We start from the raw sequence: 11,706 nt of genomic DNA on the forward strand, positions 1-11,706 counted from the left end.
GGTGGTTTGTTCGGGAGGAAACGTCCCTACGACTCGAACGGCCAGTGGTTGGCGATGCCGAGCGCGCGGCGTTCGTAGGCGGCGGCCACGAGCCGGAACATCAGTTGTGCGCCGGGTCGGCGGCGGTGATGGTGTGGGCGCCGGCCTGGATTGCGATGGTGTGGTATCGGCGGGTGGTGGGGACGAACTTCTTGATCGACCATTCGGTGGTGTCCTCGATCCAGCGTGAGACCGCGAGGGCGGCGAACATCGATTGTTGATTCGAACGATCGGGCGGAAGTAGCCCTCATGTACCCGAACAGTGGTCACGTCGTGGGTTGCGCGGCGCTTCACCCGCACCGGATGATGCCTGTCCTGGCGGACCGGACCAGTCTGGTTGGGCGTACCCGGGCGCTGCGGCGGGGTACGAGAAGCGCGCACCGTGAACAAGGGAACACGAATGAGTGCTGAAGGTCAGCGCGAGGCGTTGTGATCCCGCGTCAGTACCCGCACCCCTTCCCTGGATCGGAGCCTCATGACCACGAACACACCCGAGGCCACCCCGGCGGCGCAGAAGCCGACCATCGTCCTCATTCACGGTCTTTGGCTCACGCCGCTCAGCTGGGAAGGCTGGAAGCAGCGCTTCGAGTCGAAGGGCCACACCGTGCTAGCACCGGCCTGGCCGGGACTCGAGGGAACGGTGGAGGAGGTCCGCCAAAACACCTCCAAGTACGAGCGGCTCGGGATCAAGGAGATCACCGACCACTACGACCGGATCATCCGCGGTCTCGACGCCCCGCCCATCATCATGGGCCACTCCTTCGGCGGCCTCATCACGCAGCTCCTGCTGGACCGCGGCCTTGGCGCCTCGGCCGTGGCGATCAGCCCGGCGCAGATCCACGGCGTATACACCCTGCCCCTCGCCCAGGCCAAGGTCGCGTCGGTGGCGCTGAAGAACCCGGCCAACCGCCACAGGACTCAGATGCTCACACCGGAGGAGTTCCACTACGGCTTCACGAACACGCGCACACTCGAGGAGTCGAGACCGATCTACGACAGGCTCGCGGTTCCCGGGCCGGGGCGCCCGCTTTTCCAGGCGGCGCTCGCCAACTTCACACCCCACGCGGTGACGAGGGTTAACCGGCACAACTCGAGCCGCGCGCCGCTGCTGTTCCTCGCCAACGGCAAGGACCACACCGTGCCCGCGGTGTCGACCCGCGCCGCCTACAAGATCCAGAAGAAGACGGGCGCACTCACCGAGCTCAAGGAGTACCCCGACCGCTCCCATTCCACATTCTCCCAGGACGGCTGGGAAGAAGTGGCGGACTACTCGCTCGATTGGGCCGTGCGCAACGCGCGAACCTAGCCGCAGGCCGTGATCTGGTGGTGTGGCGGTCGTGGACGGTCGCGCGGCGACCTCTTGATGGTCCGGAGCCGTGTGGACTACAGATGATCTCACTCTGGCCGCCTGCTACAGCGCCGAGGCTGATCGGGCAGCGCGGCCCGCAGCTCAGCGGATGATGCTCGGTTTAGGAAACCGAGGTACACCGTCGACACCAACCCCTCCAGGCCTGGCCAGCCAACGTCAGTTCGGCCGATTCCGTCTCCAGATGACTCGAATCGACACCTGTTCGTTCCCAGGTGTTCCCACGCTGAACTGAGTGGTGCGGCAGGCCCGCCGCGAACTGCGCCAGGCCCAGAGCCGGACGCGGAAACTCGAGCGTGCACCGACGCGGGCCGCCCGGCTTGCTGCCGCGGCTCGCCGGCGACGCGACGCTATGCGGACGGCGCCCCGCGCCGGAACTTCGTTGAAGCAGCCCGAGGCAACCATCCGAGCTCTGCCTTCAAGCGCGGGACAACAGGGTGGCGCCAGAAGTCTGTCAATCTGTGTCGGGGAGGGTTCGGGGTAGTCCGAAGCACGTCATGACGTTGGTGTTGAAGCAGGTGATGGCGGTGATGTGGTCGTCGGCGGTGGTGATGACCTGGAGGCCGTAGGCGCGGTAGACACCGGCGTGGGGGTCTGCCTGGTACAAGCCGAAGGCGGGCTGTCCGTTGGCGCGGGTGGGTACCACGCGGTAGGTGAGGCCGGGGCGGAAGACGACGGCGGCGAAGACGCGCTGGGCTGATTCGATGCCGCGGTATTCCAGCGTGACGGGGGGCATGGAGAGTCTCACGTCGGTGACGAGCAGTTCGATCAGGGCGTCCAGGTCGGCGCGTTCCAGGGCGTCGGTGAACCGGGCGACGACCCGGTGTTCGGCCGCGGTGTCGGGTTGGCGTGCAGGCCTGCCGCTGCCGGTGCTGCCGGTGCTGCTGGTGCTGCTGGTGCTGCTGGAGTCGGCGAGGTGGTTGTCGACGGTGGCGCGGGCGCGTTTGAGGGCGCTCTGAACCGATTCCTGGGTGGCATCGAGCATCTGGGCGACTTCGGCGGCGTGGTAGCCCAGGACGTCGCGCAGGACGAGCGCGGCGCGTTGGCGTGGGGGCAGCAGTTGCAGGGCGGTGATGAAGGCCAGGGAGATGGCCTCGCTGGTCTCGTAGCGGGCTTCCGGTCCGGGGCGCTGGTCGAGGAGGTGGTCGAGCAGGACGTCGGGGTAGGGCTCCAACCAGGGCTGGTCGCCGGCGCCGGTGGGTTCGGGCAGGGTGGCCTGGGGCAGCGGGGGTGCGATGCGGGGGCGTCGGCTGTCGGCGCGCAACATGTCCAGGCACCGATTGGTCGCGATCTGATACAGCCAGGTCCGCAGCGAGGACCGCTGGCCGAACTCGCCGAGGTTACGCCAGGCGGACACGAGGGTCTCCTGGAGTGCGTCCTCGGCGTCCTGCAGGGATCCCAGGATGCGGTAGCAGTGCACCTGCAACTCGTGGGAGTGGCCCTGGACCAGGTCGCGGAACGCGTTGTGGTCGCCGGCCCGAGCCCGAGCGATCAGGTCCGTCGTGTCCATCTCCATCGGCATGCATCCTCGCCTTTCTTCTTTCCGCGCGCCGCGTTCAACTTGCTTACTGATACTGACGCCGCCGGTCCCGCGAATTGGGCGGTGTCTGCGCGCCCAATTGATTACCGTGCCGCCGTCTACCCGGTTAGAGGCGGTCCCAGTCCGGGGGCGCGCCCGACTACAGAACAGGACCACAGATCATGGCCACGTACGTTTTCTCCTACCGTGTGCCCTCCGACTACAAGCCCGACGCCGAGACGCCGGCCGAGTGGCAGGCCTGGTTCGGCGGGCTGGGCGCGGCGCTGGTGGACATCGGCCACGCTGTGACCGATTACGCCTCGCTCGGCGAGGTCGGCGGCAGCGGCTCCCGGATGATCGGCCACTCGGTGGTGTCCGCCGACGACATGGACTCCGCGGTGGCGCTGGCCAAAGACTGTCCGGTGATGCGGGTCGGCGGCGGGGTCGAGGTCGGCCCCGCGATGGAAACCGCCGGGTCATGAGCAACGCCATGACCGCAGCGACGGCGCGCCGTCTAGATCAGTGATGGCCGACAACATCGTCAAAGGAGCACGGAATGGGAAAGATCGTCATCAGCTCAAATGTCACCCTCGACGGAGTGGTCCGAGACCCCGACGGTGAGGAGGGCTTCGAGCGGGGCGGCTGGTTCCACCAGTTCGTGGGGGGCAAGGACCTCGAAGACTGGGTCGCCCGCGAGACCGAGGAAGCCCTGGCTGCCGCGGCGCTACTGCTGGGCGGGCGGACCAGCGAGTGGTTCGCGGCCCGGATGCTGTCGCGCGATGGCGCGGATGTCCGCGTAAGCCCCGAGTGGGCGAACCGAGTGAAAAGCATCCCCAAGTACGTCGTGTCGTCGACCCTTGAAGATCCTCAGTGGAGCAACGCCACGGTCCTCAACGGCGACGTGGTGAAGGAGATCTCGGAGCTGAAGCGGAAAGTGGACGGCGAAATCCTGGTCTACGGCAGCTACCAGCTCGTGCCCACACTGCTGGAACAGGACCTGGTCGATGAACTGCGGCTGGTAGTTTTCCCGGTCGTGTTGGGAATCGGCCAGCGTGTCTTCGACGAGACCAGCGACAAGAAGGCGCTGAACCTCGTCAGCACACGAAAGATCGGTGACGGCCTGGTGTTCTACACCTACGAATTCGAGAAGAACTAAATCGAGAACGGCTGCCCCTGCGCCATCCAGCGCAGGGCAGCGCGCTAGGAAGCGATATCCCGAGCGATGGAAGCTCCAAGCTCAACCCACATCGCCGGATGCAATGCGCGCCACGACGGCCGCCGCAGGCGTCGCCGTCACGGGAGCGGTCATCCGCGGTACCGGCAGCTCAAACTGGCTCGACCCCACCATGGCCCTGACCATCGCCGCCGTCATCTGCTACCACACTCTACGATCCGGCGCGAAGATCTATGGCAGCGCTTTGTCGAGCGTGCCGGCAATCCTCCGCAACGGCGCCAGGCTGCTCGGTCGGGCACGATCGCGTTCAGCTGATCCGACCTCATCGTCACGGCGTACAGCCAGTCCGAGAGGACCAGGGCCTGGTCGTGTGTGAGCTTGATGGTCACCGGTTCGTCGTTCGCGCGGTCACCGTAGCGAGCTGCGATCGTCCCGCAGGCCGGAAGGTCGGTCAAGGGCGACGTCGAACCGGCACCTTGTTGTTCAGGCTGACCCCAGCGTGACTCCAACGACACCAATGACAGGGAGTTCGGCACCGCGGGCGACGGGAGTTCTTGGGGCCACCCGGTCAGGAATGAAGCCGGGCGGGTCCTACAGATTAGAAGGCGGGCCGGTGCACTTGGTCGGGCACGACCAGGCCTGAGCTGCGACCAGGGTGGTCGAGATGCATGGCATGACTCGTGGCACCAAACGACGGATACTCATGGGGAATCTCGCGCTCGCTGGGGGCGGCCGTGTTGTTAGAAGCGCTGGTAGAGAGCAGATCCGACGCTGTAGTTCTCCCTCGTAATGAGAAGGTCATCGGTTCCTGCTCCAAGATGTCGCTTTGCGACGCGGCGGCCGACTGGCCCACCTTCGCGATCTGGTCGGGCACCATGCTGCCGGGCAGACGTGGGGCTTGCACACTCGACGGCATCTACGGCATCTCTCAGGATTGTTGCGCGGGCAACGGTCGCGGACATGCTCGTCGCACTGGTGTGGACGGGTTGTTCGATGCTCGATGTCCTTCTTTCGTCCCTGGCAATGAATGCGACATCTGCGCAGCTCGGCATAGAAGCTGTCGAGCGTCTCAACGTCGAGGCGCGACAGCTGCGTCGTGCCGAGCAGCGGCTTGATGTGAGTTTCGTACTTCGACCGGTAGCCACGGACTGTCTGCGTGTCCGCGTCCAGCACCGAGAAGTACCTCGTCATCAACTGCGCGACCGTTGCACGCGTCTTGGGATTTCGCTTCTCATCGACCTGGCTGAGAAGCCGGGTGCGCGCCTTATCTGCTTCCCTCTCCTGGCGCGGGCTGGAGCGATCCCGACTTGAGGCGCCGGATCGACCCACGCTGTCGCCTCGACCTACGGGATTCATCGGCCGTGCACGGACGGTAGCACGGGCTTCATGGCAGGCCCATGGCACGCGCTTCGGTGTCACCCCGCAGGCCAGAGGGTCGAAGTTGCTCTGACCTGCGGGTTCATGCCGTAGGGCGGGCGGGACTCGAACCCGCGACCCAGGGATTATGAGTCCCCTGCTCTAACCAGCTGAGCTACCGCCCCGTGCTCGGAGGATCGTATCTGGTGGGAGTGGGAGAGGTGGGAAACCAGGGGTGGGTCAGGGGTTTGACGGAGTGGTGGTTGGGTCGGACCGGGCATGATGGAGGCAGGTCCTGTGCAGGGCTGTTCCGTGGAAGGGAAGGCCGATGGGCTGGTTCATTTTCCTCGTGCTCGTGGTGGGCGCGATCGCGGCGTACAAGTATCGGGTGCCGCTGATCGCGAAGCTGACCGGGCAACCGCAGCAGCGTATTCAGCGCGCGATCGACCGGCGGAAGGGCAAGTAGGCGCCGGCCCCGGAGCCCTCCTCCGGAGGGCGGACGTGCGAAGGCCCCGACCGCAGGCTGCGGTCGGGGCCCCGATGGCTTGCGGACGGGTCAGCCGACCTGTACTGCGACCACGTCAGCCGCGGCGGTGATGTCGCCGGATCCGGCCGAACCGGCGTCGTCGTTGTAGCCGAAGGCGAACACCTCGACCTTGGTCGAAGCGGTCACCTTCACGACCTTCACGGTCGAGCCGGTCAGCTCCCGGTCCTTCGAGGGGGAGATCTCGGCGCCGAGGATGGTGCCGTAGTCGTCACCGAACGCGGTGTCGGATGCCCCTACCCGGAGAGCCAGCTGCGGCCGGGTGCCCGCCGGGCCTGCGGCGGTGCGGGCGAAGAACGCGGACGAGTTGATCAGCCAGGTGCCGGACGGCAGCGTGAACTCGCCGACCTTGGTCTTGCCGGTCTTGAACGAGCCGCCGATGTGGGCGATCACGACCGGGTCGAACGTCTTCGAAACGCCGAGCTTGCCGTTCGAGTCCTTCAGGAACGCAGCGCGGTCCGCAGGTGCGAGCTTGCTCGCCGGCAGGCTGTTGTCGACGACCTGGGTCGCCGCGACCGACCGCGGGCACAGCGGGTACGACAGGGACTTGCAGTCCGGCTTCACGGCGCCGTTCGCCGCGACGGAGACTCCGACCAGCACGCCGGCCCCCAGTACAGCGGCGACCATCAGACGGCCGCTCTTGCTGTTCAGGATCTTCTTGATGTTCACAGGGTTCCTTCCCCTCATCCCCGAGGCCCCCCTCGGGATCAGGAGCACGGTACGGGAATAGCTGGTATAGGCCAAATTAGGAACCGCGTGTCGCGGGAATTGGACTAGCGCCCGTGGTGGAGGACGTCAGGTCGGGAACGTCAGGCACCAGGCGGTGAGGGTGATCTTGGCCGTGGTGCCGATGTCGGTGTCGACAGGCCAGACCACTGGCTTGTCCCGCGTGCTTCTGGCGATGGACAGGTAGGTGCCGGCGGCTTTGTCTTCGCCGGCTTCCACAGTGTTGGACCATGAGACGGCCGCGAGGGCGGATTCGCCCTTCCGCAGGCGGAGCTTGGTGGGTCCGGGGTCGATGGCCATGTACGACAGACCGTGCGTGACGGTCACCTTCATGGGCCTGCGCTTGGCGTCCAGGAGAGTCACGTCGGGGTAGCCGTTGACGGTCAAAACGCCGGAGTGGCAGTTGGTCAGCTTGATGACGACGGCGCGGTGTCCCAGGGCCGCGTCGACCTGGCCGACCGAGATCGACGCCCCGGTGCTGGGGCACGTACGGGGTGGCGGGGTGGGCGTCGGCCGGGGTGTCGGCACTGAGTGCTCGGACGGGGGCGGCGTCCGCTCGGGTATTCCGCCGACTGCACTCTCGGTGCCGCATCCGGTCACCAGCAGCAATGCTCCGGCCAGCCCCACCCACAGCCGTCGATCCACTTGCCGAACCTACCCGCCTCTGGGCTCACGGCCGCTGGGTGCGGGCATGAAGAAAGCCGGCTCCTGAGGAGACCGGCTTGGTGTGTTGCTCCCGCGACTGGACTCGAACCAGTAACCTGCCGGTTAACAGCCGGCTGCTCTGCCAATTGAGCTACGCGGGATCGTGGGTGTTTCCTGCCCCGAACCCCGAGGACCTGAGTAGGTTAGCAGGCGCGACCCGAACTACAAAAACGGGATTCGCCCACCTGGAGGCTGGCTTCTGCATCAGATTCCGAACTCCTCGCGGACTTCTCGGAGGGCTGCTTCCGCGGCGTCCAGTACGCCGGGGTGGTCGGGCTCCAATCCCTTGTCCAGAACGAAGTTCCAGGTGACCGCGGCGTCGGTGGTGGACGGGTTGCGGCGGCCGATGATCCGGACGCCGCGCTTGCCGGCGAGCGGGACGTGGCGCTGGATGACGATGCTCGCGTCGACGCGTTCGCGCAGGAGCTGGCCGAAGCGGCCGGGGTCGTCGACCTTGAGCTCCGTCGCGCGCAACGGCGTACCGAAGTCGGTGGTCTCGAAGATGTTCAGGATCGACGCCTCAGAGTCCCACCCGGCGCGCTCGATCTTCTCCCAGCCGACCCGGCGGAAGGTGTCCGGAGAGTCGGTCGGCAGGTAGACGGCAGACCTCGTGCCGGCGACCCAGTGCCCGTCCGTCAGTTGGACCGCCGCGAGGATGTCGTCCTTCGCGCCGGACGCGTCGCGCGAGGCGACCGTCACTGCGTCAGCCAACTCGCGCGGCCAGGACGTACGCCGGAGTTTCACATCTTCATCATTCCAGTTGCTCCAAACGCTGTGTGTGGGGGGCAGATCAGGCCGCGTAGTCGCGGAGGTGGGGGATGGCTTGGCGGCGGAGGTGGCGGAGGGCTTCCTTTTCGAGGGTGCGGACCTGGTCGGGGGTCAGATGGAGGGCGCTGGCGGTTTCTTCAGGGGTGCAGGGGGCGTGGTCCTGGAGTCCGTAGCGGTGGACGAGGACGGCCTGGTGGAGGTCGTCGAGGAACTGGAGGTGGTGGGCGATGTCGCGGCGGAGGGCGGCGCGGAGAACGATCGGGGCGTCGTCGATGACTGGTTCGGAGTCGTCGGCGTCGAGGGTGTCGGGGTGGATTCGCCAGGCCTCGGCGCGCTCGACCCGGGCCGCGGTGAGGCCGCTTGCCGTGGCGAGGTCCGCGGTCGTGGGCTCGCGGCCAAGGGACTGGGTCAGGTCGTGGCGCAGCGACGCGAGGCGGCAGGCGTCGGTGTACGCCTGCGCCGGCATCCGCACCAATCGGGACCGGTCCGAGATGGCGCGGCCGATCGACTGCCGGATCCACCAGATCGCGTACGTCGAGAACCGGTGACCGAGCCGGTGGTCGAACCGCTCGACCGCTCGCATCAGCCCGATGTTGCCCTCCTGGATCAGATCCAGAAGTGAGATGCCCTTCCCGGTGTACCGCCGGGCCAGCGAGACGACCAGCCGCAGGTTGCCCTCGACCATCCGCCGCCACGAGTGCTTCCCGAGCGCGACGACCTGCCGCAGGTCGGCCGGATCGTGCCGGCCCGGATCGACGCGCAGCCACTCGGCCGCCAGCAGCCCGGCCTCGATCCAGTACGAGTGCTCGCTCACCTCCTCCAGAGTCAGTAGTTCGTGCCGCCCGATGTCGCGCAGGTAGGCCACCAGCGCGGAAACGTCCGCCGGTTCACAGTCCAGTTCAGCCATCCGTGCCCCTCTCCTTGTCAAAGAGAGTGCCGTGATCGGACCCGCCGGAACGCAACGACTTTCGGTATGTGGATAACTACCTGACGTGACAACCGGAAGTCGCAGGCGCTCGCGCTCTCAGGCGTACGCGCGGAGTCCGCTCAGCAACCCGTCGTGGAAGGGATTCGCGTCGACCGCGTCGAACCAGCTGTCGCCGGTGGTCAGGGGCTCGAGCGGTGGGATGGTCACGGCTTCCGGCGTGGCGCCGGCCGCGCCGCGGCGGCGAAGCTCGACGTTGAGCTCCGGCGCCGGCATGTCCGGAAGCAGCACGAAGGTGCCGGCCGCCAGCAAGGCCGGAGCTCCGCCGGGGGAGGCGTCCGCAGTGACCAGGTCGGTGAAGCCGGCCTCGTCGGCGGCGGCCAGGGCGGCGAAGGTTTCCGCAGCCCGAGCCGCGGCACCGGCGGGATCCCTCCGGATCCGCTCGAGCTCGGCGACGACTGTCTTCCAGGTGACCGCGGCGTCGCCGTAGTCGATCGAGCGGGAGAGCTTGCCGACCGAGATCTGCGTCGCCGTCGGAGCCAGCGGCTTCATCAAGGACCGCAGTCCGTACCGGACCCGTCCGCCGACGACCACGAGCCGGATGTCGGCCTCGGTGGCTTCGATCAAGTTGCGGTGCGGATCGGCCCCGGATCGCCGTACGACGATCAGATCGGCCAGCGCGCCGCGTTCCAGGCGTCCGATCGGATGCGGCCAGACCTCGGACAACGCCTCGCCCGGGTTGGACGTCGCCATCCGCACCAGTTCCTCATCGGTGAACACCGAGTGGGCCTTGTTCCAGAGATCGCCGACCTTCAACTCCCAGAGCACATTGCGCGTCCCCGACGGACCCCAGTCCGAGCCGATGCACAACCGCACTCCGGCAGTCTTTGCGCTACGAACGTCCGCGGTCGCGCCGTACAGCCAGAAGTTGGAGAAAGGTGACCAGACCAGGCTTGAATTTCCCGCCTTCATTTTCGCGAAGTCTTCCGCGTTCAGCGCGGCACCGTGAATGGCGACCAGTTGCGGTTTGACCACCCCGACCTGGTCCAGCAACTCGAACTCCGAGCGCAGCTTCGGATCCGAGCCCTCGGCCGAATGCGCGATGAATCCGCGCCCCTGCGCGACCGCCGCCGCATAGGGCGCCAGCGCTTCCTTGCTGTCGGCAACCAGTGTGCTGACCCGGATGAAATCGTCGTGGGTGCCGAGTTTCTCGGAGTCGACGTTCCGGATCAGGTCGTTGTCCGGTGGTACGGCGCCTCGCGGGTTGCCCTGGATCGACGTCGTACCGCCGACGATCGCCCGGGTCTCGACGTACCTGAGGAGTGCTCGACCGGCCGCTGCACCGAGCAGCCGGGCCGGTTGACTGATCTGCGCGCTGTACGTCGGCGCCTTTCCCCACTGGTTGTGCGAGGTCCACGGTTTCGTGCGCGAAGGCTCGGTCCACAAGGGCAGGCTGTTGTACATCAAATGATTGTGTAGATCGATCAGCCCGGGATAGATCAGACCACCGGCCGTGATCCGTGGAGCGTTCTCGAAACCAGCGGGTACGGCGTCGATCGGGGTGACGGCCGCGATCAGTCCGTCGTCGCCGACGTACACCTCGCCCTGGGGGAGAACCTGCCCGTCCGGCCGCATCGTCACCACGGTTCCACGCAGTACGAACATGGCTTCCCTCCCGTAGAATCCCCTTGCCGCCCCTGATCACGAGAGTAGGTCACGAATCGTCGAGGGGGAGGTATTTGCGATGGCTGACTTCGATCCCGGCCCGCCCGCCGTGGTGGCGCGGCACTTCGCGAAAGTGCCGAGTTATGCGGACTTCCAGGAATTGTTCTGGTACGACTGGGGCCCGGTGTTCTACCGCGGCCGGCTGAACCGCAGCGCCCGGCTGCTCGCGATCGCCTCCGATCCCGGCCCGACCGAACGTGTCGCCGGGCGCACGCTGGTCGGCGACGCGGGCCAACGGGTGCAGGGTTTCCTGACGAAGCTCGGCCTGACCCGCAGCTACTCGCTCGTCAACGCCTACGCGTACGCGCTGCGGCCGTCGCTTGCCCAGCAAGCCGCGCCGCTGCTGTCGCAGCCAGATCACCTGAGTTGGCGGAACACCCTGCTCCAGATGATCACCGGCGAGCAGTTGCAGGCCATCGTCGCGTTCGGCGCGCAGGCTCGGTCCGCGGTGCGGCTGTGGGACAGGAAGCCGGACGTGCCGGTGTTCGAGGTGCCACATCCGTCGAGCCGCGAGCCCCAGAAGCTGGTCGACAGTTGGCGGCAGGCGATCACCGACCTGCGGGCCATCGTGACCCCGGATCCCGACGGTGATCTCGCCGTACCGAACTATGGCCCGAAGTTCCTCGAGTCGGACTACGCACCGATCCCGGCCCGCGACCTGCCGTTCGGCGTACCGCCGTGGCTGGGCGACGACGCGTGGGGCCGCAAGGACAAGCCGAAGCACAACAACAGCGTCGAACGACCGTCGACCGATCTCCTCAACACCTTGGTCTGGCGGGCACCAAAGCTCGGCTGATCACGCTCGGCTGTCCCTCGTCAGACGACGGAACCATGAAAATGGTCCGTAGTCGGGTCTACC

13 protein-coding genes and 2 tRNA genes are annotated in these 11,706 nt (G+C 66.8%); 6 read left to right on the plus strand and 9 right to left on the minus strand.

The window, feature by feature from the left end:
• Positions 1-100: 100 nt before the first annotated feature.
• A complete protein-coding gene (locus OG555_RS27470; RefSeq protein WP_442914449.1) occupies positions 101-250 on the minus strand; it encodes a hypothetical protein in 150 nt (49 codons plus the stop codon).
• 264 nt (positions 251-514) lie between these two features.
• On the opposite strand from OG555_RS27470, the gene OG555_RS27475 reads away from it, so the two are divergent.
• Positions 515-1,345, plus strand: coding sequence for an alpha/beta hydrolase (locus tag OG555_RS27475; protein ID WP_329475434.1), 831 nt, complete (start codon positions 515-517; stop codon positions 1,343-1,345).
• 514 nt (positions 1,346-1,859) lie between these two features.
• Here the strand turns inward: OG555_RS27475 and OG555_RS27480 are convergent.
• On the minus strand, positions 1,860-2,927 hold the full coding sequence (locus OG555_RS27480; protein ID WP_329475435.1) for a sigma-70 family RNA polymerase sigma factor: 1,068 nt from the start codon (positions 2,925-2,927) through the stop codon (positions 1,860-1,862).
• Between the two features lie 179 nt (positions 2,928-3,106).
• Between OG555_RS27480 and OG555_RS27485 the strand changes: the two genes are divergently transcribed.
• The 3 genes from OG555_RS27485 (at position 3,107) to OG555_RS27495 (ending at position 5,409) form a co-directional block, all read left to right on the plus strand.
• Positions 3,107-3,406 (plus strand): hypothetical protein, encoded by a 300-nt coding sequence (locus OG555_RS27485; protein ID WP_329475436.1) that lies wholly within the window; start codon positions 3,107-3,109, stop codon positions 3,404-3,406.
• A 74-nt stretch (positions 3,407-3,480) separates the two neighbouring features.
• Positions 3,481-4,080 (plus strand): dihydrofolate reductase family protein, encoded by a 600-nt coding sequence (locus OG555_RS27490; RefSeq protein WP_329475437.1) that lies wholly within the window; start codon positions 3,481-3,483, stop codon positions 4,078-4,080.
• A gap of 978 nt (positions 4,081-5,058) precedes the next feature.
• Complete coding sequence (locus OG555_RS27495) at positions 5,059-5,409, plus strand: hypothetical protein (RefSeq protein WP_329475438.1); 351 nt, start codon at positions 5,059-5,061, stop codon at positions 5,407-5,409.
• 156 nt (positions 5,410-5,565) lie between these two features.
• On the opposite strand, the gene OG555_RS27500 is transcribed toward OG555_RS27495, so the two are convergent.
• Positions 5,566-5,639: transfer RNA gene (locus tag OG555_RS27500), tRNA-Ile, on the minus strand.
• A gap of 143 nt (positions 5,640-5,782) precedes the next feature.
• Here OG555_RS27500 and OG555_RS27505 point away from each other — a divergent pair.
• Entirely contained in the window at positions 5,783-5,920 is a 138-nt protein-coding gene (locus OG555_RS27505; protein ID WP_328522188.1) for a hypothetical protein, read from the plus strand.
• A gap of 90 nt (positions 5,921-6,010) precedes the next feature.
• Here the strand turns inward: OG555_RS27505 and OG555_RS27510 are convergent, their stop codons facing one another.
• The 6 genes from OG555_RS27510 to OG555_RS27535 form a co-directional block, all read right to left on the minus strand.
• Positions 6,011-6,667 (minus strand): hypothetical protein, encoded by a 657-nt coding sequence (locus tag OG555_RS27510; protein WP_329475439.1) that lies wholly within the window; start codon positions 6,665-6,667, stop codon positions 6,011-6,013.
• 126 nt (positions 6,668-6,793) lie between these two features.
• Positions 6,794-7,369 carry a DUF4232 domain-containing protein gene (locus tag OG555_RS27515; protein WP_329475440.1) on the minus strand — a complete coding sequence of 192 codons (576 nt, stop codon included), beginning with the start codon at positions 7,367-7,369 and terminating at the stop codon, positions 6,794-6,796.
• Positions 7,370-7,457: 88 nt separating this feature from the next.
• Positions 7,458-7,530: transfer RNA gene (locus OG555_RS27520), tRNA-Asn, on the minus strand.
• Positions 7,531-7,633: 103 nt separating this feature from the next.
• On the minus strand, positions 7,634-8,173 hold the full coding sequence (locus tag OG555_RS27525; RefSeq protein WP_329475441.1) for a hypothetical protein: 540 nt from the start codon (positions 8,171-8,173) through the stop codon (positions 7,634-7,636).
• A gap of 46 nt (positions 8,174-8,219) precedes the next feature.
• Positions 8,220-9,104, minus strand: a complete 885-nt coding sequence (locus tag OG555_RS27530) for a sigma-70 family RNA polymerase sigma factor (protein WP_329475442.1) — start codon at positions 9,102-9,104, stop codon at positions 8,220-8,222.
• Positions 9,105-9,221: 117 nt separating this feature from the next.
• The gene (locus OG555_RS27535; protein WP_329475443.1) at positions 9,222-10,787 is read right to left on the minus strand and encodes an amidohydrolase family protein; all 1,566 of its coding nucleotides are present in this window, start codon (positions 10,785-10,787) and stop codon (positions 9,222-9,224) included.
• A gap of 79 nt (positions 10,788-10,866) precedes the next feature.
• Between OG555_RS27535 and OG555_RS27540 the strand changes: the two genes are divergently transcribed.
• Complete coding sequence (locus OG555_RS27540; protein WP_329475444.1) at positions 10,867-11,643, plus strand: uracil-DNA glycosylase family protein; 777 nt, start codon at positions 10,867-10,869, stop codon at positions 11,641-11,643.
• The last annotated feature ends 63 nt before the right edge of the window (positions 11,644-11,706 follow it).

This window comes from Kribbella sp. NBC_01484 (assembly GCF_036227145.1).
Taxonomy (GTDB): domain Bacteria; phylum Actinomycetota; class Actinomycetes; order Propionibacteriales; family Kribbellaceae; genus Kribbella.